The 21183-nt window shown below is 67.3% G+C and carries 18 protein-coding genes and 2 pseudogenes; 9 read left to right on the top strand and 11 right to left on the bottom strand.

The genetic code is table 11. The annotated features are described in order from the left end of the window. The first annotated feature begins 23 nt into the window (after window positions 1–23). The 4 genes from SNAS_RS31270 to SNAS_RS31255 all read left to right on the top strand — a co-directional run bounded on the left by SNAS_RS31270 (window position 24) and on the right by SNAS_RS31255 (window position 4061). Window positions 24–1271 (top strand): molybdopterin molybdotransferase MoeA, encoded by a 1248-nt coding sequence (locus SNAS_RS31270; RefSeq protein ID WP_013021509.1) that lies wholly within the window; start codon window positions 24–26, stop codon window positions 1269–1271. Beyond that, a complete protein-coding gene (locus tag SNAS_RS31265) occupies window positions 1268–1888 on the top strand; it encodes a GNAT family N-acetyltransferase (protein ID WP_013021508.1) in 621 nt (206 codons plus the stop codon). The genes SNAS_RS31270 and SNAS_RS31265 overlap by 4 nt, the downstream gene beginning before the upstream one ends. Before the next feature lie 117 nt (window positions 1889–2005). Next, window positions 2006–2809, top strand: a complete 804-nt coding sequence (locus SNAS_RS31260) for a hypothetical protein (protein WP_013021507.1) — start codon at window positions 2006–2008, stop codon at window positions 2807–2809. A 79-nt stretch (window positions 2810–2888) separates the two neighbouring features. Then, the gene (locus tag SNAS_RS31255; protein WP_013021506.1) at window positions 2889–4061 is read left to right on the top strand and encodes an LCP family protein; all 1173 of its coding nucleotides are present in this window, start codon (window positions 2889–2891) and stop codon (window positions 4059–4061) included. Window positions 4062–4231: 170 nt separating this feature from the next. On the opposite strand, the pseudogene SNAS_RS37320 reads toward SNAS_RS31255, so the two are convergent. Further along, a pseudogene (locus tag SNAS_RS37320) lies at window positions 4232–4864 on the bottom strand (CPBP family glutamic-type intramembrane protease); the annotation flags it as partial. Between the two features lie 298 nt (window positions 4865–5162). Here SNAS_RS37320 and SNAS_RS31245 point away from each other — a divergent pair. Both SNAS_RS31245 and SNAS_RS31240 read left to right on the top strand, forming a co-directional pair. Beyond that, a complete protein-coding gene (locus SNAS_RS31245; protein ID WP_013021505.1) occupies window positions 5163–6293 on the top strand; it encodes an LPXTG cell wall anchor domain-containing protein in 1131 nt (376 codons plus the stop codon). 525 nt (window positions 6294–6818) lie between these two features. Next, window positions 6819–7574, top strand: coding sequence for an RICIN domain-containing protein (locus SNAS_RS31240; RefSeq protein ID WP_013021503.1), 756 nt, complete (start codon window positions 6819–6821; stop codon window positions 7572–7574). Here SNAS_RS31240 and SNAS_RS31235 read toward each other — a convergent pair. Continuing rightward, on the bottom strand, window positions 7571–8785 hold the full coding sequence (locus SNAS_RS31235; protein WP_013021502.1) for a phosphatidylserine decarboxylase: 1215 nt from the start codon (window positions 8783–8785) through the stop codon (window positions 7571–7573). The two genes, SNAS_RS31240 and SNAS_RS31235, sit on opposite strands and share 4 nt — an antisense overlap. Before the next feature lie 439 nt (window positions 8786–9224). Between SNAS_RS31235 and SNAS_RS31230 the strand changes: the two genes are divergently transcribed. Then, window positions 9225–10199: an FkbM family methyltransferase gene (locus SNAS_RS31230; protein WP_169313935.1), complete on the top strand. Its 975-nt coding sequence runs from the start codon at window positions 9225–9227 to the stop codon at window positions 10197–10199. 203 nt (window positions 10200–10402) lie between these two features. Here the strand turns inward: SNAS_RS31230 and SNAS_RS31225 are convergent, their stop codons facing one another. The 7 genes from SNAS_RS31225 to amrS form a co-directional block, all read right to left on the bottom strand. Beyond that, on the bottom strand, window positions 10403–12967 hold the full coding sequence (locus SNAS_RS31225; RefSeq protein WP_013021500.1) for an ATP-dependent Clp protease ATP-binding subunit: 2565 nt from the start codon (window positions 12965–12967) through the stop codon (window positions 10403–10405). A gap of 291 nt (window positions 12968–13258) precedes the next feature. Next, on the bottom strand, window positions 13259–13624 hold the full coding sequence (locus tag SNAS_RS31220; RefSeq protein ID WP_013021499.1) for a histone-like nucleoid-structuring protein Lsr2: 366 nt from the start codon (window positions 13622–13624) through the stop codon (window positions 13259–13261). Between the two features lie 152 nt (window positions 13625–13776). Beyond that, window positions 13777–15282, bottom strand: coding sequence for a lysine--tRNA ligase (lysS, locus tag SNAS_RS31215; protein WP_013021498.1), 1506 nt, complete (start codon window positions 15280–15282; stop codon window positions 13777–13779). 66 nt (window positions 15283–15348) lie between these two features. Further along, the gene (locus tag SNAS_RS31210; protein ID WP_013021497.1) at window positions 15349–16140 is read right to left on the bottom strand and encodes a class I SAM-dependent methyltransferase; all 792 of its coding nucleotides are present in this window, start codon (window positions 16138–16140) and stop codon (window positions 15349–15351) included. Between the two features lie 51 nt (window positions 16141–16191). After that, on the bottom strand, window positions 16192–16428 hold the full coding sequence (locus SNAS_RS37895; RefSeq protein WP_425281060.1) for a helix-turn-helix domain-containing protein: 237 nt from the start codon (window positions 16426–16428) through the stop codon (window positions 16192–16194). Window positions 16429–16564: 136 nt separating this feature from the next. Continuing rightward, window positions 16565–17329, bottom strand: coding sequence for an AmmeMemoRadiSam system protein B (gene amrB / locus SNAS_RS31205; RefSeq protein ID WP_013021496.1), 765 nt, complete (start codon window positions 17327–17329; stop codon window positions 16565–16567). Window positions 17330–17333: 4 nt separating this feature from the next. Beyond that, entirely contained in the window at window positions 17334–18467 is a 1134-nt protein-coding gene (gene amrS / locus SNAS_RS31200) for an AmmeMemoRadiSam system radical SAM enzyme (RefSeq protein ID WP_083787423.1), read from the bottom strand. Window positions 18468–18571: 104 nt separating this feature from the next. Between amrS and SNAS_RS31195 the strand changes: the two genes are divergently transcribed. Further along, window positions 18572–19342, top strand: a complete 771-nt coding sequence (locus tag SNAS_RS31195) for a phosphatase PAP2 family protein (RefSeq protein WP_013021494.1) — start codon at window positions 18572–18574, stop codon at window positions 19340–19342. On the opposite strand, the pseudogene SNAS_RS34615 reads toward SNAS_RS31195, so the two are convergent. Together SNAS_RS34615 and SNAS_RS31185 are read right to left on the bottom strand one after the other, a co-directional pair. Continuing rightward, a pseudogene (locus SNAS_RS34615) lies at window positions 19237–19452 on the bottom strand (DUF3263 domain-containing protein); the annotation flags it as partial. The gene SNAS_RS31195 and the pseudogene SNAS_RS34615 overlap by 106 nt on opposite strands. Before the next feature lie 32 nt (window positions 19453–19484). After that, entirely contained in the window at window positions 19485–20270 is a 786-nt protein-coding gene (locus tag SNAS_RS31185; protein ID WP_013021493.1) for an HAD-IIA family hydrolase, read from the bottom strand. A 168-nt stretch (window positions 20271–20438) separates the two neighbouring features. Here SNAS_RS31185 and SNAS_RS31180 point away from each other — a divergent pair, with 168 nt between their 5' ends. Beyond that, window positions 20439–21047 carry a heme-binding beta-barrel domain-containing protein gene (locus SNAS_RS31180; protein ID WP_013021492.1) on the top strand — a complete coding sequence of 203 codons (609 nt, stop codon included), beginning with the start codon at window positions 20439–20441 and terminating at the stop codon, window positions 21045–21047. Window positions 21048–21183 lie beyond the last annotated feature (136 nt).

Raw genomic sequence — 21183 nt, 5'->3', positions numbered from 1 at the left:
CACGTGTAGTGGGGGAGACAAGAGTGGACCATAAAAGTGGCGGTGCCGAGCCCGTCGCGCTCGCGGAGTTCCTGTCGAGGGTGCTGGGACGGGTCCGCCCGCTGCCGGCCATCGACCTGGACCTGACCCAGGCGTGCGGCTGTGTGCTCGCCGCCGACGTCACCGCTCCCGGTCCACTCCCCGCCTTCGATCACGCCACTGTCGACGGTTACGCGGTACGCATGGAGGACGTCGCCGGGGCCTCCCCGGAACGCCCGGTGTCACTGAAGGTGCTCGGCGACGTCTCCGCGTCCAGCTGGCGGCCGGTCCGCCTCATCCCCGGTACCTGCTTCGCGGTCGCCGCCGGGGCCTCGCTGCCCAGCGGCACCGACGCCGTCATCCCGCTGGGGTGGACGGACGAGGGCATGGCCGCGGTACGGGTGGGCCAGGCCCCCAAGCGCGGCAACGGTTTGCGCCGCGCCGGGGAGGAACGAGAGTCCGGCGCCGTGCTGGCGCACAACGGCCAGCACGTGACGCCGCAGCTGATCGCGCTGCTGGCCGCCGCCGGGGTCGGCGACATCGTCGTGCGCCCCACCCCCCGGGTCGTGGTCATCGCCACCGGGGACGAACTCATGGACACCGGCCGGGTCTCGCAGCCCGGCCAGCTCGTCGACGTCAACTCGCACGCGCTGACCGCCGCCGCCTCCGAGGCCGGGGCGCACGCGTTTCGGGTCGGCATCTGCGACGACGAACCCGAGGCACTGCGGGCCGTCCTGGACGACCAGACGCTGCGCGCCGACCTCATCATCACCACCGGCGGCACCGGAACCGGGCCCGGCGACATGGTGCGGCGCACCTTCGGGCGCGACCGCACCGTCGAGTTCTCCACCGTCGCGGTCTACCCCTCGGCGACCATCGGTTTCGGCAGCGTCGGCCCCGAGGAGGTGCCGATCACCTGCCTGCCCGGCGACCCGGGCGCGGCCATGAACGCCTTCGAGGTGCTGGCCCGCCCGATCATCCTGCGACTGGCCGGTGCCGAACCGGTGTTCCGCCCCAGCGTCAAGGCCAACCTCATCGAGACCGTCCAGTCCCCGGCCAACTACCGGGAATTTCGCCCCGCGCACGTGGCCGAGCGCCGCGGTGGCGGGTACACGGTGGCGCCGCTGCCGGGAGGTCCTTACACTTTGTCGGGTCTCGCCGAGGCGACCGGGTTGATGGTTCTGGGGGAGAAAGTCACCACCGCCCCCGCGGGATCGACCGTTGACGTGTTGCTTTTCGATAGGCATAGATGATGAACAACCCCGGCTGGCCCGCCACCCTCGTCCACGACCGCGTCTCGCTGCGGCCATACCAGCGGTCGGACGCGACCGAGTGGAGCGCGGTGCGGGTCAGAAACGAGGGCTGGCTGGCGCACTGGGAGCCGGTCTCGGGGGTGGCCTGGCAGGAGTCCAACTCGCCGTCGGCCTTCCGGCTGCTGCTGCGCGACCTGCGCAAATCCGCCAAGACCGGTATCACCTGGCCGTTCGCGATCTGCTTCGACGGCAAGATCGTCGGCGGCATGACGGTCGGCAACATCGTGCGGCGGGCGTTCTGCTCGGCGCACGTCGGCTACTGGATCGACGAGGGTGTGGCCGGACGCGGCATCATGCCCACCGCGCTGGCGCTGGTGTGCGACCACGCCTTCACCACCGGGCAGCTGCACCGGATAGAGGTAAATATTCAACCCCACAACACGCCGAGCCGCCGGGTGGTGGAGAAACTGGGCTTCCGCGAGGAGGCGCAGTTCAAGTCCTATCTGTACATCAACGGCGAGTGGCGGGATCACGTCGGCTACGCCATGACCGTCGAGGATGTAACCGACGGTGGGGTACTGGCCCGCTACTTGAAACGCCGCACCCAAGCGGCCTGATTGGACGAACTTCAGAGCACAACGGACCGTCGTTGATCGACTCTCGCACTATTGTCGATCATTCGCCGACGACGGAGCGTACCCTCAAGTAACACCGCGACACGTGGAGGAGGGGCGATGCCGACGTCGGTGCTCTTGGCCATCCTGGCCGGGGCCGGGCTGCTCGCGCTGGCTCCGGCCCTCGTGCGCCGCTACGACGCCGACGAACGCATCGCCGCCGACCGGGAGAACTCGCGGGCCCGGGTGCTGGATCGCGACGGCGGCAAGAACCGCGACAACCCGCCCGACTCCTCGGCAAGCGTGCACCAGGAGCCCGACGCGGACGCCGAATCCGCGACCCTCGACGAACTGCTCACACAGGACAGTAGTGACAGTGAGTCGGCGTTGCGTACCGAAACCCCTACAGCCGAAGCACAACCGGAGAAGCCGTCCCGCCGTCGGGCCTGGGAGCGCCGAGGTGTCCGGCGCGCGGAATCGGTAGTGTTGAGCAGCGAGCGGCAGATCAAGGGGCAGGAGGTGCCGGTGGCCTCGGCGTTGCGGGCCTGGTGGCAGCGGCGGTACCGCAAGGTGCTGTACGTCCTGCTCGCCCTCAACTTCGCCGAACTACTGGGCGTGATCTTCCTGGGACCGGGTTTCTGGATCGGCGCGGCGATCTCGTTGACGCTGCTGGTGTTGTACCTGAGGTTCCTGAGGGTGCGGGCCCGGCGGCAGCAACGGCGTCGGCTGCCCGCGGTGCGGGTTCCCGCTCAGTCGACCGACGAACCGGACGAGGAGATTTCCGACGACGCCGAGTACGAGTCCGAGTACGCCGAGGAATCGGAGGCAACGGACGAACCGGCCGTTCCGGTCGCCGAGGCACCTTCTCGGCGCCGCACCGGCGGGATTCGTGGCCGTTCCTACGAGTCTCCGGCTAACCTGTGAATCAAGGGGTTCTTGCCAATGAACGTCCGGCGAATTAGGCTGACCCGACTCGACAGTGGTGTGCTGACAAAGGGTTCTCATGGCGAACGACGCCTCAGACGATAACGCCCTCGAAAAAGAGGGCACGGGCGACGACGCCCCGGAATCGGGCGCGCCCGATCTGGCGGTGCTGCCCGCCAAGAAGACCAAGACCGGGGCCCCGTGGTGGGCCAAGGTCATGGTCGGTGTCGGCGCCGTCCTGATGGTGGCCGCCGGTGGCGGCGCGGTCTACGCCAAGGTGATGCTCGACCGGATCAACAACGCCGGTACCGAGAAGAACCTGCTGGGCGACGGTGATTCGCAGGCGGGTGAGGACATCAAGGGTCCGCTCAACCTGCTGATGATCGGCACCGACATGCGGGTCAACGACTCCGACAAGATCGACCGTGCCGACTCGATCATGATCCTGCACATCAACAAGGATCTGACCAAGGCCAACATCATCTCGGTGCCGCGCGACCTGAAGGTCCCGTGCAACGACGAGCCGGAGGGGACCTGCTACACCAAGGTCAACGGCACCTACGCCGACGGCGGTGAGACCCAGGAGGAGCGGTTCCAGGGGCTGGCCGAGTCGCTGAGCACGCTGACCGGGATCAAGCAGTTCGACGGGGCGGCGATCATCGGGTTCGAGGGTTTCCTCAAGGCCGTCAAGGTTCTGGGCTCGGTGGAGCTGTGCCTGCCGATGGACATGCAGCTGCACCACCAGATGAAGGAGCAGCCCAACAAGCCGCGGACCTTCAAGAAGGGCTGCCACGAGTACAACCAGCGCGAGGCACTGTGGATCGTGCGGGAACGGTACGCCTACTCCGCCGAGAATCCCGACTTCGACCCCGACTGGGGTGTCGGTGACTACGGCCGCCAGCACATGCAGCAGCACTTCATCAAGCAGCTGCTGAAGAAGGCCAGCGAGGAAGGCTACATCACCAACCCCACCAAGGTCGGCGACCTCATCGACGCGGTCGGCAGCACGCTGACCTACCACTTCCGGGGTCACACACCGGTGGACATGGCCTTCGCGCTGCGCGGCGTCAAACCCAACTCGATGAAGACGGTGCGACTGCCGTCGGAGACCAGTATGGAGGGTGGTGAGTCCTTTGAGGTGATACCCGAGGGCAAGCCGCTGACGACGACCGAGGAGCTGTTCAAGGCGCTTCGTGAGGACACGATGGACGAATGGATCGCCGAGAACCCGAAACTGCTCAATAAGGACTGACGCTTCGCCTTGCGGCGCTTCACGACGGACACGATCGTGAAGATGAGCGCGATCAGCAGCAGGTAGATCGGCACCAGCAGTACGGCGTCGGGTTCGGCGTCGACCTTCCAGCCGGTGTCACGGTTCGCGTTGTCGAAGATCAGCCGGTTGGTCGTCAGGAACGCCAGGTGCAGCCCCATGGTGGTGTAGACCGAGCCGGTGGCGACGCGGGCGGCGGTCAGCGCGAGACCGAAGCACACCATCAGGATCAGGTAGTCGGGCACCGGCGTGCCCTCGGGCGCGAGCCGGAACGGCGTCGCTTCACCGCCCAGCGCGACCGCGACGGCCGAGCCGACCGGGTTCACGACGGCCATGATGGTGGCGAACAGCGCGATCTGGACGATGACGGACACCCAGGTCGGCAACCGCCGCTTCAGGGTGGAGAACACGTAGCCCCGGAAGGTCAGCTCCTCGGGGATCGCTTCCAGCGCCATCGCGACGACGGCGTTGAGGGCCAGGAAGGTCAGCAGTTTCGCCGGGTCGACGACCCCGGGGTGGATCAGGTCGTACCCGCCGCCGCCGAGCACCACCGCCGCGACGGCGAAGGTGACGCCGAGCCCCAGCGCGAACAGCCCCAGTCCCTGCGGGAACACCCGCCCCGCGCCGATGCCCGCGAGGTCGCCGCGATCGATCACCTTGCGCAGCAACAGGATCCCGGCCACGACGATGACGAGGCAGATCGCGGCGGTCACCGCCTGCTCGTACTTCGGCGCCAGCGCGGTGGCGGAGCCGACGGCGCTCGCCGCGCCCAGCCCGATTCCCATGACCAGCCAGCCCGCGACGGCGCGCAGCAGGGCGCCGGGAACGGATATTCGGTTCTCCACGACGACATGCATACCGGCCGGGCGGCGGATCGTCAATCGACTTGGCTGAGGGCGACACCACTTTGTACCCGGTCGGCTGCGACGACCAGCGGGTTCGCGCCGAGGATGTCACCGACACAACCCCGGTCACGGATCGAGTGTCGCCGCGAGGCGGGTGTGTCTGTCCGGGTGGGAGGGACCTGGGCAGGCACACTGTTTCGCCCCGTAACCGCGTGGGCATCGACTCGTTTGGACAGTCATGCGGGGAATCTGTCTGGTCGTGGGTGCCGTGCTCGTCTTCGTCGGAACGGCCACACCGGTGGCGGCGGCGCCGGTCACCGTCGACGTGTGTGATCCGGCGTCGGCCCAGGCCAAGGGCGACCCGACCTCGGTGACGCTGCCCGACGACGGGGTCTTCGCGCGCGGCAAGGCCGTCGCGCTCCAGGTCAACGACGGCCGGGTCGTGGACCCCGAGGACCGCTTCGCCTACGGGCATGTCCCGGTGTGCGCGATCCTTCCCACCGAGGACGGGCGGCCCGAGCCGCGCGCGGAGTGGATGTTCTGTCTGGAGCGCACGAAGTACGCCTGCGAGGACGAACCCGAGTACGGCCAGGTCGACGCGCACCAGTTCTCGGCCCGCGACCGGGCCCGGCTGGCCTGGGTGTTCCGCGACGCGACCCTGACCACGCCCACCGAGCGGGCCGAGGCGCAGTCACGAGTCTGGTGCGTCTCCGACAAGCTGCCGTCCAGGGCCGTCAACACCGATGCCGTCGAGTACTACGAGAAGCGCGACCTGACCATCACCGGCACCTGCCCCGACTGGGACGCCCTGGACCCCACACTGCCGGAGGACCCGCAGCTGGATCTGCACGCGGTCAAGGAGACCGTCAAGATCGGCGGGACCGCCCGCTTCGAACTCACCAGCACCGCCGACCCGGTCACCGTCACCGCGACCGGCGGAAAGCTGAGCGTGTGCCCCGACTCGGGCAACGGCGAACTGGACGGTGACACGCTGCGGCTGGACACCGACAAGCCGGTGCAGCTGTGCGTCAAACGCGACCGTCCCGGAAAGGTGAGCGTCTCGGCAGAACGGCACGGCATCGCCTCGGCGGACATGGAGTTCTGGCAGTACACCTCCGATCCGCGCAACTGCCAGGTGCTGCTGCGCGGCGAGTCGGCCCCGTCCTCGCTGCACGCCAGTGCCGCCGCCCGCTTCGAGGACAACCCGAAGCCCTCGCCGACCTCCTCGGCATCGGCCGACGGAGACGACGACCTGCCGAGCACCGGAACCTCGCTCACCTGGCCGACGCTGCTGGCCTTGGCCGCCATGGCGGCGGGCATCGCCGCGATCGTCATCGCCCGCCGCATGCCCCGTCAGCCACGGCTCTGACCCGCGCCCGGCTGGCCGGACCCGCTGACGCCCACCGCATGACCCGTCGGCCGCAGCTCTGACCAGCGTTCCGGCTGGCTGTTCCGCGTTGCCACCAGGGCCAAATGTCGTTGTGTCACAGGCCGGGGACAGCGGATAATGAGCGCATCCCCGGCGAACCGCACGGTAGTCCGCCGGGGCGTGCACATTGGAGGTTCCATGCCCGACCCCGCCACCCGGCTGCGAGTCAGCTTCGACTCCGGCAGCGACGGCTGACCGGCCGCCGGTCGACAGGCACAAAGGACGTAGGACCCGATCCCGTTGTTCCGGCCGGATTTGCGCCGCCACTCTAGGCTGTCATCCACACGGAACAAGCTTCATCCACCCGCGGTGGTTCCTGGGAGTGCCACCGCGCCAAGCCGGGAGGTTCAAGGGGTTGGCCTCCCGGCTTCCCCTTCCCCGGCTCCGTTTGAATACATTGCCCGCTTAAGCAACCCGGGCAGCCTCCACGTCCGTCCCAACAGTGGAATGGAGGTTGATGTCCCAATGCCCGAAAGCAGAGCCAGATCCCACCGGCTGTCCGTGGTCCCCGGACAGGGGTGGACCCGGGCCGTCGTCGCCGGGGTGGTGATCGTCGTGGCGGGAATGGTGCTCGCCGTGTCCATCATGGTGTCCAAGAGCAGTGGTGACGAGGCCGGTCCGAACACCGAACCCAAGGCCGACAACCAGTCCAGCAGCGCCACTTTGCGCCCCGACGGCGAGGGTGGCGTGGACAAGAGTGACAAGAAGAGCGAAAAGCCCAAAAAGGATAAAGGCAAGGACGACGACAAAGAGGACGAAGGCGGCGACGACAGCGGCGGCGGTTCGAAGTACCCCGGCAGCGGCACCTACCAGATCCGTTCCGCCGTGGGCGGCTACTGCGTCGGAGTCGGTCCCGAGCCCGGCAACGAGCAGCGCGAGGTCTTCATCCTCGACAGCTGCGGCTCGGCCTCCCCGGCCACCAAGCTGGACAAGACCGGCTCGCACACCTACCAGGTGACCGTGTTCAAGTCCGGCGCCGGGACCGGGTGCATGACGATCGACTCACCCGGCACCGGGGACGGTTTCCTGGCCGCGCCGTCCGACTGCAACGGCTCCGACCTGCAGAGCATCACGCTGGAGCGCGCCGGGGACGGCTTTCAGATGATCCTCGACGGTACCGGCAAGTGCGTCGCCCCGATGAGTGGCGAGGCCCGGCGGGGGCAGCCGTTGGCCACCCTCGGCTGTGTCGGCGGGAAGGTCGAGACCTTCGCGTTCGACTAGCGCCAGCGGGCGATCGCGGTCTCGCCCCCGATGACCTTGTCGTTGGGGGACACCAGCGCGTCGGCGGCGTCGGCGGGCAGGTAGACGTCGGTGCGGGACCCGAAGCGGATCAGACCGTAGCGTTCGCCCTTGGCCAGCACCGCTCCCACCTGGGTGCGGTTGACGATGCGGCGGGCGATCATGCCGGTGCGCTGGGCCGTGACCACGCGTCCCCGGGGCGTGTCGACCACGGTGTAGCAGGCGACGTTGTGCTCGGCGGCCGGTTTCATGGCCGGGGCGTTGGAACCCGCCTCGCGGAAGATGTCGACCACCCGGCCCGCGACCGGGGCCCGGTTCACGTGAACGTCGAGAATGGACAGGAAGACGGCGATCCGCAGCCACTCGGTGCCCGCCGCGCCGCTGACGGCGCCGAAACGCTCGTCGACGACCCGCTCCACCGACAGCACCTTGCCGTCGCCGGAGGCCACCACCGTCTTGGGGTCGGGGTCGATGTTGCGCTGCGGGTCGCGGAAGAACGCGGCGGCCGGGGCGGCGGCCACGGCGGGCAGCAGCCACAGCTTCGAGTTCGGGCGGATCTTCTTGGTCAGCCCGGCCACGCCCAGCAGGATGGCGCCGGCGGCCAGGCCGTTGGAGTCGATGTGCATCCGCGAGGTCAGCGGCACGCTGCTGGACCGGGTCGCGGGGGCGGCGCGCTCGGCCAGCGCGGCGTCGGCCTCGGAGAACCGCAGCCGGTGGATCCGCACCGGCGGCCGGTTGCGCAGCACCAGGTCGGAGCCGATGCCGTGCTCGCCCACCAGGTCGGCGATCTCCTCGGCGGCCGCGGCGGTCAGCGGTGCGCTCAGGCACAGCACCCCGCCGGGCGCGGTGAGTTCGCGCAGGTACTCGGCGTGCGAGTCGAGCTCGGCGGTCACGGGTGCGGCCAGCATCACCACGTCGGCGGCCTTGGCCTCCGACAGCGACGGCACCAGGGTGACGCGTTCGGTCACCCACGAGCCCTGCTCGGCCAGGTACGCCTCCATCCCGCCGCGCTCGGCGTCGGTCGCCACGACCGTCAGCCGGTCATCGGGCAGCAGCGCGTCGATGGCGGCGGCCAGCACCGGGTCGTGCGGTCGCGCGCCGATGACCAGGCCGGTCTTGGGCCCGGGGTGGCGGATGAACTCATCGGCGAGGACCCGAGCGGCACGGCGGCCGAGGCTGGTGGAGTTGGACATTGTCACCCGAATTCTTGAGTGGGAAGTACCGACCCATGATAGAAGGCGACCAGCAGGTGACAACCGAAACCCCAATAACCACAATACTTTCAAGTTCTTGAATATCGCGTGGAGTGATCGTTTGCTTGCTACCTTCGAAGATGCGTCACGGACGACAACTCAACAGGGGCCGATGGACAACTCCTGACTCCATCGTGGTGCCGGAGGGACGGTTGGTAATTCATTACGACGGTGGGGCGGCGCGCCGCAGACGCCACACCGACCGCAGGCCAATCGACCGAACCCACCACGGTTTCCGCGCCCGCCGCACGGAAACCGGCTCCCCTGCGACGAACCGGGGCATCGCGCGCTGACCGCCTCGGTTCGTCGCTTATACGTCGACCACTCGCGTTAGTGACGCAGATCGCAATCCGTAACCAATGTTTGTTAGCGTGAGTCGATGTCAGTTTTTCGACGCATGTTCAACGCACTATCCACAATAGGCTTCAAGGTCTACGACCTGGGACCCGGCACCGGATTGGTAACGCGCCGAAAGGATTACCAGGTCGTTGACGTGTCCTCGCGCTCCTGGCTGGTGACCCGGGGAAAGCAGGATCCCGTGGTGGCCAAGGCGGTCGCACTGGCGAACGGTGACAAGGTCGCCTCGGGTCAGAAGTCGGTTCTGTTGGGCCCCAACGCGAAGCTGGTGCTCGATGACAACGCGGTCGTCGGAGACGAACACGGGTTCCAGAAACCCGCCCACAACTACCTGTGCAACCGGCACGTCGCCGAACTGCTGCGGCACTACCGGGTCAACTGCGTCTTCGATGTCGGCGCCAACGTCGGCCAGTACGCCAAGAACCTGCGCAAGTTCGGTTACACGGGCCGGATCGTGTCCTTCGAGCCGGTGCCCCACATCGCCGAGAAGCTGCGCGCCGCCGCCGAGGGCGACCCGGACTGGCAGGTGCACCAGTGCGCGCTGGGCCGCGAGGCGGGCAGCGTCACCATGAACGTCGTCAAGGGCTCGATGAGCTCGATCCTGGGGCCCACCGACTTCGGCAGCACCCGCTACAAGCGCTTCAACAACATCGACAAGGTCGACGTGCCGGTGCACCGTCTCGACGCGATCATGGACGAGGCGATGGCCGGTCTCGACGACCCGCGCCCGTACCTGAAGCTCGACACTCAGGGCCTCGACCTGGAGGCCTTCGCCGGAACCGGCGACCGGGTGAAACAGCTGGTCGGCATGCAGTCGGAGGTGGCCTTGATGCACATCTACGAGGGCATGCCCGGCATGATGGAGGCGCTGGGCGTCTACACCGAGGCGGGGTTCGAGATCACCGGCATGTACCCGGTCAGCCGCGAGCAGACCACCAAACGCGTCCTCGAGTTCGACTGCGTCATGGCCCGCGCCGAGTCCGCCCCGGCCGTTTAAGCCCACCTCAGCCCAGCTAAGCCTGCCTGCCGACAGCTTAAGCGCACCTCAGCCCAGCTAAGGCTGCCTTCAGCCCGTGCCCTCTACCGTCAAAGTTAGGGGAGGAGGTCGGTGGCCCGGGCACCGCGCTTGGACATGACGGTGGCCCGGCTCTCATCGAGCCGGGCCACCGTCGTCTTGTCGTTCGTCCAGTCGCTGTGCGGCTATTCCACGGACTTCTTCGGATTCGCGTCGCCGCTGTCGCCGTTGCCCGCGGTCAGTTCGACCGGTGGGGCGTCGGGGACCTCGACGGCGGGCTTGTCCGAACCCCGGAACGTCAGGTGCGCGTTCTCGAAGTCGGCCGGGTCGCCCTCGCAGTCGACCACCACGATCTGGCCGGGGACCAGCTCGTCGAAGAGGATCTTCTCCGACAGCGTGTCCTCGATCTCGCGCTGGATCGTGCGGCGCAGCGGCCGGGCGCCCAGGACCGGGTCGTAGCCCTTGTGGCCCAGGAACTCCTTGGCCGCCTGGGTGATCTCCATGGACATGTCCCGGTTCTTTAGCTGCTCCTCGATCCGGGCGACCATCAGGTCGACGATCTTGATGATCTCGTTCTCCGACAGCTTCGGGAACACGATCGTGTCGTCGATCCGGTTGAGGAACTCGGGGCGGAAGTGCTGCTTCAACTCGTCGTTGACCTTCAGCTTCATCCGCTCGTAGTCGTCCTCGCCACCGGTCTCGGCCTGGAAGCCGAGCGAGACGGCCTTGGCGACGTCCTTGGTGCCCAGGTTCGTCGTCAGGATCAGCACGGTGTTCTTGAAGTCCACGATCCGGCCCTGACCGTCGGTCAGGCGGCCGTCCTCGAGGATCTGCAACAGCGTGTTGAACACCTCGGAGTGCGCCTTCTCGATCTCGTCGAACAGCACCACCGAGAACGGCTTGCGCCGCACCTTCTCGGTCAGCTGGCCGCCCTCGTCGTAGCCGACGTATCCGGGAGGAGCACCCACGAGCCGCGAGACCGTGTACCGGTCGTGGAACTCGCTCATGTCCAGCTGGATGAGCGCGTCCTCGGAACCGAACAGGAACTCCGCCAGCGCCTTGGACAGCTCCGACTTACCGACACCGGACGGACCGGCGAAGATGAACGAACCGGACGGACGCTTCGGGTCCTTCAGACCCGCGCGGGTCCGGCGGATCGCCTGCGAGACCGCCTTGACGGCGTCGTGCTGGCCGATGATGCGCTTGTGCAGCTCCTCCTCCATCTTGAGCAGCCGGGAGGTCTCCTCCTCGGTCAGCTTGTAGACGGGGATACCGGTCCAGTTCGCCAATACCTCGGCGATCATCTCGTCGTCGACCTCCGTGACGGTGTCGAGGTCGCCGGCCTTCCACTCCTTCTCGCGCTTCTCGCGCTGGTCCTGCAGCTGCTTCTCGTTGTCGCGCAGCTGCGCGGCCCGCTCGAAGTCCTGCGCGTCGATCGCCGACTCCTTGTCCTTGCGGGCCTGGGCGATGCGCTCGTCGAACTCGCGCAGGTCCGGCGGCGCCGTCATGCGACGGATCCGCATCCGGGCCCCGGCCTCGTCGATGAGGTCGATCGCCTTGTCCGGCAGGAACCGGTCGGAGATGTAGCGGTCGGCCAGGGTGGCCGCCGCGACCAGGGCGCCGTCGGTGATCGAGACCCGGTGGTGAGCCTCGTAGCGGTCGCGCAGGCCCTTGAGGATCTCAATGGTGTGCGACAGCGAGGGCTCGGCGACCTGGATCGGCTGGAACCGGCGCTCCAGCGCCGCGTCCTTCTCCAGGTGCTTGCGGTACTCGTCCAGCGTGGTGGCGCCGATGGTCTGGAGCTCACCGCGGGCCAGCATCGGCTTGAGGATGCTCGCCGCGTCGATGGCGCCCTCGGCGGCACCGGCACCCACGAGGGTGTGAATCTCGTCGATGAACAGGATGATGTCGCCGCGGGTGCGGATCTCCTTGAGCACCTTCTTCAGCCGCTCTTCGAAGTCACCGCGGTACCGGGAACCGGCGACCAGCGCGCCGAGGTCCAGCGTGTACAGGTGCTTGTCCTTGAGGGTCTCGGGGACCGAGCCCTTGACGATGGCCTGCGCCAGTCCCTCCACGGCGGCGGTCTTGCCGACGCCGGGCTCGCCGATCAGCACCGGGTTGTTCTTGCTGCGGCGCGACAGCACCTGCATGACCCGTTCGATTTCCTTCTCGCGGCCGATGACCGGGTCGAGCTTGCCGTCCCGGGCGGCCTGCGTCAGGTTGCGTCCAAACTGGTCAAGCACGGGCGAGGACGACTGCGACTGCTCGCCGCTGGCCGACCCCCCGGCGGTGGCTCCCGCCGGCTCCTTGCCCTGATAACCCGACAGCAACTGCAGCACCTGCTGACGCACGCGGTTCAAGTCGGCACCCAGCTTGATGAGCACCTGCGCCGCCACGCCCTCACCCTCGCGGATCAGGCCCAGCAGGATGTGCTCGGTGCCGATGTAGTTGTGGCCAAGTTGCAGCGCCTCGCGCAGGCTCAGTTCCAGGACCTTCTTCGCCCGAGGCGTGAAGGGGATGTGCCCGCTGGGGGCCTGCTGGCCCTGACCGATGATCTCCTCAACCTGCTGCCGCACGCCCTCAAGAGAGATTCCCAGGCTTTCCAAGGCCTTGGCCGCGACGCCTTCCCCCTCGTGGATCAGGCCGAGCAGGATGTGCTCAGTGCCTATGTAGTTGTGGTTGAGCATCCGGGCTTCTTCTTGAGCCAGGACCACAACTCGCCTTGCTCGGTCGGTAAACCGTTCAAACATGTGCTCGCGCTCCTTGCCTTTGCCCCGCTACGGGCTCTTCCTGCCGCATGATCGCGACCGTTCGGTCTACGGCATACCTTGGGCTTCGCCGACAGGTCTGTTCTGTCAATAGTGACTCCACCTTATCGTTGATGTCCGTCGGCAACGGTTGCCCGGCCACACGCATTCCCCGCGTCAAGTATGTACGCGCAGAGCGAACACGACGGGCACGAAATGCCGAACGGCCCGCCGAGAGGGGGGTCCCTCTGGACGGGCCGCTAACCGTGGTGCACCGGCGCTTGTCTTTGTGCCTTAGGAAGAACTGGCTCCCGCGCCGGCGTGGTATTCCTCAATGATGTGTTGTGGAATTCGCCCGCGATCAGAGACTTTCTTGCCCTGTTTCGCGGCCCATTCACGAATCGCCTTGTTTTGTTCGCGGTCGATCGGTGCCCGCATGCGTGGCGCGGCACTGGTCGACGTCGACTTGGTGCTCGTGGCATAGCGGCCGATTTTGCGAGCCACGGTCACGTAATCGGTGAGAGCCTCGCGCAGCGTTCCGGCGTGTTCATGGGACAGGTCGATCTCATAGGCGAATCCATCCAGACCGAACTTCACCGTCTCATCTGCTTGCCCGCCGTCAAGATCATCGACGAGTATTACCTGGACGCGTTGTGCCACCGTGACCTCCGGTTTAAATATTGGTGCTATTCGGCGCCCACTTTAACCCATACCGGATAAGAAATGCACGCCGCGGTCCGTGTTTCTAAAAAAACGGTGATCGCGACGTGCATATTTACGCTGTTAATGGAGCGACTGTGGTTTTTGCCGGTTTACTCGGGCTTCACGAATGGGAACAGGATTGTTTCACGAATACCCAGGCCGGTCAGAGCCATGAGCAGCCGGTCGATCCCCATGCCCATCCCGCCGGTGGGAGGCATGCCGTACTCCATCGCACGCAGGAAGTCCTCGTCCAGCTTCATGGCCTCGTCGTCGCCCTTGGCGGCCAGCCGGGCCTGCTGCTCGAAGCGTTCCCGCTGCACGACCGGGTCGATCAACTCGGAGTATCCGGTGGCCAACTCCACACCGCGCACGTACAGATCCCATTTCTCGGTAAGGCCGGGAGTGTCGCGATGCGCCGCGGTCAGCGGCGAGGTCTCCTCTGGATAGTCGAGGACGAAAGTCGGATTGACCAGAGTATCCGTCACCAGGTGCTCGAACAGTTCCTCGGCGAGTTTGCCCGGTCCCCAAACCGGGTTCACCTCCAGGTCGGTTTTTTCAGCGAAAGCCACCAGTCGGTCATATGGGGTTTCGATGGAAACCGGTTCACCCAGTGCTTCCGACAACGCACCGAATAGCGTTACCTCGCGCCACTCTCCGCCGAATTCCAGCTCGGTGCCGTCGGCGTGAGTGACCGTCGTGGAACCGAAAACCGATTCCGCGCAACCGACGACGAGATCCCGAGTGAGTCGGCCAATCGAGCGGTAATCACCGTATGCCTCGTATGCCTCCATCATGGAGAATTCCGGGGAATGGGTGGAGTCGGCGCCCTCATTGCGGAAATTGCGGCTGATCTCGAAGACCCGGTCGATGCCGCCGACAACACAGCGCTTGAGGTACAGCTCCAGCGCGATGCGCAGGTACACGTCCATGTTGATGGCGTTGAAGTGGGTCGTGAACGGCCGGGCGTTGGCGCCGCTGGCGATGGCCTGCAGCACCGGCGTCTCGACCTCCATGAAGTCGCGCTGGTGCATGATGTCGCGCAGCGTGTGGACCACGGCGGCCCGGTTGCGGGCGGTGTCGCGCGCCTCGGGACGCATGATCAGGTCCACGTAGCGCTGCCGGACCCGGGTCTCCTCGCTCATGGGCTTGTGCGCGACCGGCAGCGGGCGCAGCGCCTTGGCGGCCATCTCCCACTCGTCGGCCATCACCGACAGTTCGCCGCGCTTGGAGGTGATGACCTCACCGGTGACGGCGACCACGTCGCCGATGTCGATGAGCCGCTTCCACTCGCCCAGCGACTCCTCGCCCACCTTCGCCAGCGACAGCATCAGCTGGAGTTGCGTGCCGTCGCCCTCGCGGATGGTGGCGAAGCACAGTTTCCCGCCGGTGCGCACGAAGATGACCCGCCCGGTGACCGAGGCGATGACGCCGGTACTGGCCTCGGCCTCCAGGTGGCCGTATTCCTCGCGCAGCCGCTTCAACGTGGTGGTGCGCTTGACTCCCAGCGGGTAGGGCTTGGCGCCTTCGGCGAGCATGTCGGCGCGCTTGGCGTGGCGCACCTTCAGTTGCTCGGGAATATCGTCCTCGGTCGCCGTAGTGCTGGGATTCTCGGTCACAGTGCACCGCTTTCTGTGTGCGTTGATACGAACGGCACCAGCCTAAACGGCGCGACTGTGACGGGGCTATGCGGTTTTGGCCCGGAACGCGTAGGTGGCGTAGGGCATGGCGAAGGTCTCGCGTCCGGCGAGCTGTTCGTGCTCGGCCATCAGGCGTTTCACGCCGTTCATCAGCTCGGACTTGCGGTCGGCGTCGGCGGTCAGATAGTAGGAGCGGGACTGCACCAGCCGCAGCAGGCCGTCGGCGTCCAGGGGTTTCTCGTGCCGGACGATGTCGAGTTCGACGTCGGGGAACAGCGGGCCGAACGGCAGTTCACCGGCCTTCAGCTGGGCGGCGAGATGGATCGCCAGCGATTCGGCCTCGGAGGAGCCGACGATGTCGGACAGCGCGCTGACCCAGCCGACGGACTCGTCGCGGATGTTCCAGATCGCGAGGAAGAAACCGCCGGGGCGCAGCAGACGTTTGATCTCCGGCAGCGCGATCTCGGGCCGGAACCAGTGGTACGCCTGTCCGGCCGTGACCGCGTCGGCGCAGCCGTCGGGCAGTGGGATGTCCTCGGCGGTCGCGACGTGGTGACCGGCGAGTCCCTGGGTGGAGGCGATCAGCCGGTCGAGCATCTTGTCGTCGGGTTCCACGGCGGTGACCCGGTGACCGGCGGCCAGCAGACCGCGGGTCAGGAGGCCGGTTCCGGCGCCGAGTTCGACGATGTCGAGTGGGGTCTCGCCGAAGGCCGAGGTCAGGGCCTCGGCGGGGTAGCTGGGCCGGGCGGCGTCATACAGGTCGGCCGCCTGTCCAAAAGAGAGTGCGTGGGGACTTCCGGGGATGTGGTGTGTGGGAGATGATGCGGGCCTAGTCATGGCCTCAATTTATCGACATCTCACGCGTGATTTCACTGAATCGTGAGAATGTCAACTGATTGTCACGACTTCCTTCGCGGCCCGCATTCCAAGCTGGAAACGGGTTCTGACCCCAAAGTGGTCCATAAGGGACCGTACTCGGCGCTGTACCGTACGACGGGACATCCCCATCCGGCGTCCAATGGCCTGATCGGACAGTCCAACGGCGAGGTGCCGGAGCAGTTCGTGCTGGTCGGCGGGTAGTTCTGGCAGTGAGGCCGGCCGGTGGTCGCTGTGCGCACGACCCATCTGCGGGGACAGGGTTGTCGTCGTCGGCATGCCTGTTACCTCTCTCGCGCGGGGTGGAGAGGACCCGGCGCGAGGCGCGGCCGGGTCCTATCGTTCTCAAGTACAACCACGCCTTAAGGCCCCGGTAAGTTGCGCTTTAAGAGAAGGAGAATGCTGGGTATCCAACCACTCGCTCAGTGGTACCGGCCGTGTCGGCCGAGGTGGACAGGTTCAGCTCGCGTGCTGACAGTCCGTGGTGCGCCGCCCAGGCGACGGTGCCGCGCAGCGCGAAGACCCCGCAGGCGTCCGAGGTCTTGATGCGCCGCGGTTCGGCGGCCAGGATCGCGTCGGCGGTGGCACGGTCAAGTCTCTTCGCGGTTTCCTCGTCGTGGTAATGCGACAAATCGGTACTGCACAACAGGACCGTCTGGTCGTCGACGAGGCCGTTGATCGCGGTCGCGGCGTCCTCGATGGTCGACTTGCCGACCACGATCGGCGTCACCTCGACGTCGCCGACGCACACCTGCAGGAACGGCAGCTGCACCTCCAGCGAGTGCTCGCGCTCGTGCGGGGCCTCCTCGGCGGGGATGCCCTCGGCGGCCGGGGTGGTCACGGTGCCCAACGGGGTCTGCCAGCCGGCCGCGGGCGAGGTCGCCAGACCCTGCAACGGCACGAAGTGCGAGGGCCCCACCAGGACGACGCGCTTGACGCGGGCGGCGTGGTGGCGCAGCCGGGCGTAGACGTGGGCGGCGGTCGGCCCGGAATAGCGGTATCCGGCGTGCGGTACGACGTAGGCGCGGGCGAGTTCGTCCGAGTCGGGAACCTCGATCGAATCCACCATGGACTCGATCATGGTGCGCAGCGACTCGGCGGCCCCGGGATAGAAACGCCCGGCGACCGCGGCGGGGCGAACGTCACTCATCTCGTCATTCCTTTGTCGCCGTGGCGTTTCTGCGATCGTGATCGCCGGTGCGCACCCTCGGGGTGCCCAGCCGCACCGGACGGCGCTTGGGGCCCCAGGTGCCCGCCGGACCACTGTATACGCCGGGAATGCGGGCGCCGCAGTGTTCACAGTGCCCGGTGCCGTCGATGCGGTACTCCTTGAGCACGTACCAGTCCCGCACCACCACCGGTTTGCCGCAACCGCCGCAGTGGGTGGTGCCGCCGTCGGTGTCGTGGACGTTGCCGGTGTAGACGTACTTCAGTCCGTGGTCGATGGCGATACGGCGGGCCCGGCTGAGCGTCGCGGGCGGCGTCGCGGGCACGTCGCGCATCTTGAAGTCGGGGTGGAAGGCCGAGAAGTGCAGCGGCACCTCGTCCCCGAGGTGTTCGGCGATCCAGGCGCACATCTCCGCCAGTTCGCTGTTGGAGTCGTTGTAGCCGGGGATCAGCAGCGTCGTGATCTCCAGCCAGACGTCGGTCTCGTGCCGCAGGTACTTCAGCGTGTCCAGGACCGTGCCCAGTTTGGAGAAGGCGATCTTCTGGTAGAAGTCCTCGGTGAACGCCTTCAGGTCGATGTTGGCGGCGTCCATATGCGAGTAGAACTCGGCCCGCGGCTCGGCGTTGATGTACCCGGCCGACACCGCGATCGTCTTGATCCCCAGTTCCTTGCACGCCTGCGCCGCGTCGACGGCGTACTCCAGGAAGATCGTCGGATCGTTGTAGGTGAAGGCGATCGAGGAGCACTCCAGCTTGCTGGCGGCCTGCGCCAACGTGTCCGGGGCCGCCTCGCCCGACAGCGTGTCGATCTCGCGCGACTTCGAGATGTCCCAGTTCTGGCAGAACCGGCAGGCCAGGTTGCAGCCCGCCGTCCCGAACGACAGCACCGGCGTGCCCGGCAGGAAGTGGTTCAGCGGTTTCTTCTCCACCGGGTCGACACAGAACCCCGACGAGCGTCCGTAGGACGCCAGCACGATCTGGTCGCCGATGCGTCCGCGCACGAAACACAGCCCCCGCTGCCCTTCCCGCAACCGGCAGTTGCGCGGACAGACATCGCACTGAATGCGACCGTCGTCCAGCTCGTGCCAGTACTTGGTGCCGATCGTGTAGGGATCGGCCAGGCTCAGCGCGTCGGCGCCGGTAGCGGCAGGCATGTACACCACCCTTTCAGACTTCAGCGTATGCCCGGTATCCGGACGCCGACAAGCTGAGACAGGATGTTCGGGTGAGCGAATGGCGGGTGTACGGCGGCGCCCCACGGCGCTGGTGGCCCGATCTCGCGCTGCTTCTCGGCTTCGTCGGGCTGACGGCACTGTTGCTGTGGCCGTCGCCGCTGGTCAGCCTCGATGTCGCCGTCCGCGACGCCGGACAGGCCGCGCTGTCGCCGGTGCCGTACTGGATCGCGCGCGGCCTGACCTACCTGGGCCAGGGCCTGCCGCTGTCGATCGGCTGCGGGATCATCGCCGTCCTGGTGGCCCGCCGCCACCGCAGCTGGCGGCCGGTGCTGCTGTTCGCGTCGGTGTACGTGGGCCTGGCGGTGGTGCTGGGGCTGAAGCAGTGGTTCGACCGGATTCCGCCCCGCTGGCCCGATCCCGGCAATCCGCCCTATGTGGACGCAGTCGGGGCGGTGCTGTTCGGCGGCGACGGCGGAGTCTCCTACCCGTCGGGGCACCTGGCCAACACCGCGGTCTGGTACGGCCTGGCCATCGCGCTCGTCGGCGAGCGGCTGTCGCGCCGCAACCGGCTGCTGTTGCTCACCGCGCCGCCGCTGATCGTGCTCGTCGCCCAGACCTACCTGGGCTTCCACTGGCTGAGCGACCAGCCCGCGGGCTATGTCCTGGGGCTGCTCATCGTCCGCGGCGCCCGCCGGGTCTTCACCTACGTCGAGGTGCGCCGTCGGCGCCGGGTCTCGCGGGCCCGCCGCAACCGGTTGACCAACGCCGGTTCGGCCGCCAGCGCCGCCGGGTTGTCCAGCAGCAGCGACAACAGCTCGTAGTACCGGGTCTCGCTCAGCCCCAGTTCGTCGCGGATCGCCTGCTGCTTCGCGCCCGCGCCCCGCCACCAGCGTCGCTCGAAGGCCAGGATCGAGCGCTCGGAGCCGGTCAGTTCGGGTGGGGTGTTCATGGGCGCCTAGGGGACTAGTCGTTGATGAGCGGTATCAGGTCGGCGACCGACTCGACGACCCGCAGCGGCTGGTACGGGTAGCGGGCGATCTCCTCCCGGCTGGTCAATCCACTCAGGACGAGAATGGTCTCCAGCCCCGCCTCCATCCCTGAGACGATGTCGGTGTCCATCCGGTCGCCGATCATCGCCGTGGACTCCGAGTGCCCGCCCGCCTTGTTGAGCGCGCTGCGCATCATGAGCGGGTTCGGTTTGCCGACGAAGTACGGCTCCACCTTGGTGGCCTTGGTGATCAGCGCCGCGACCGCGCCGGTCGCGGGCAGGATGCCCTCCACCGAGGGGCCGCTGGCGTCCGGATTGGTGGCGATGAACCGGGCCCCGCCCTCCACCAGCCGGATCGCCGTGGTGATGGCGCCGAAGGAGTAGGCGCTGGTCTCGCCGAGCACCACGTAGTCGGGGTCGATGTCGGTCAGGACGTAGCCGATCTCGTGCAGCGCCGTGGTCAGCCCGGCCTCGCCGATCACGTACGCGCTGCCGCCGGGGCGCTGCGTCGACAGGAAGTCGGCGGTGGCGTTGGCGGAGGTGTAGATCGAGTCGGCGGGCACGTCCAGCCCGGCCGCCTTCAAGCGGAAGTGCAGGTCGCGCGGCGTGTACTTCGAGTTGTTCGTCAGCACCAGGAAGGTCTTGCCGCTTTCGGCCAGCGCCGTGATGAACCGGTCCGCCCCGGGCACCGGGATGCCTTCGTGGACGAGCACACCGTCCATGTCCGACAGCCAGCATTCGATGGGTCCACGCTCGTGCATGCGGCAAGTGTGCCATCCGAGCCCGACACGTGGGGTGGCATGCGCTGCTTCAGTGATCGGTATCGTATGCGGCGTGATTGAGGTGGCCGTGGTCGTCGTCCTCGTCGCCGCCTGCGGAGCGCTGGCGGGCGGGTTGGGGTATTGGGCGGTCAGGATCGGGAGGAATCGATGAGCAGTTCAGACAACGGTGCCAAGGCGGAGCCGAGCACACCGGACTTCAGCAAGACCTTCAAACCCATCGGCCCCTACCCCTTCGAGGACACCCACAACCTGCGTCAGGGCCCGGACCTGCACCCGGACCTGCTGCCGCTGCTGCCCTACATCGGGGTGTGGCGCGGCCGGGGCCAGGGCGGCTACCCGACGATGTCGGACTTCGAGTACGGCCAGGAGGTGCGGGTGTCGCACGACGGACGGCCGTTCCTCTACTACGAGTCCCGCACCTGGCTGGTGGACGGCGACGACGAGCCGATCCGTCCGGCGGCGCGCGAGTGCGGCTGGTTCCGGGTGACGAAGGCCGAGGGCAAGAAGCACGAGGTGGAGCTGGAACTGGCCCACCCCACCGGCGTCATGGAGCTGTACTACGGCCACGTGGACGGCACCACCATCGAACTGGCCACCGACGCGGTGATCCGCAGCCCGCACGCCAAGGAGGTCACGGCGGGCAAACGGCTGTACGGCATCGTCGAGGGGGCGCTCATGTACGCCGCCGAACTGGCCGCGCAGGGGCAGCCGCTGACGCCGCACCTGTCGGCCCGGCTGTCCCGCGTCGAGGGCTGAGGCGGCCCCAGAACGAAAACCGGGCACGTCGCGTGGGTGTGGGATCGCGACGTGCCCGGTTTATCTGGGTTGGGCGGTGAAAGCTGTCTGGAGTTTCCTGCCATCAAGTCCAACGACGTTGTGTGGCGGGGGTTAC

Source organism: Stackebrandtia nassauensis DSM 44728, assembly GCF_000024545.1.
GTDB lineage: Bacteria > Actinomycetota > Actinomycetes > Mycobacteriales > Micromonosporaceae > Stackebrandtia > Stackebrandtia nassauensis.
Note: the sequence above shows the minus strand (reverse complement) of the source record. Positions and strands in the feature narration are given on the sequence as shown.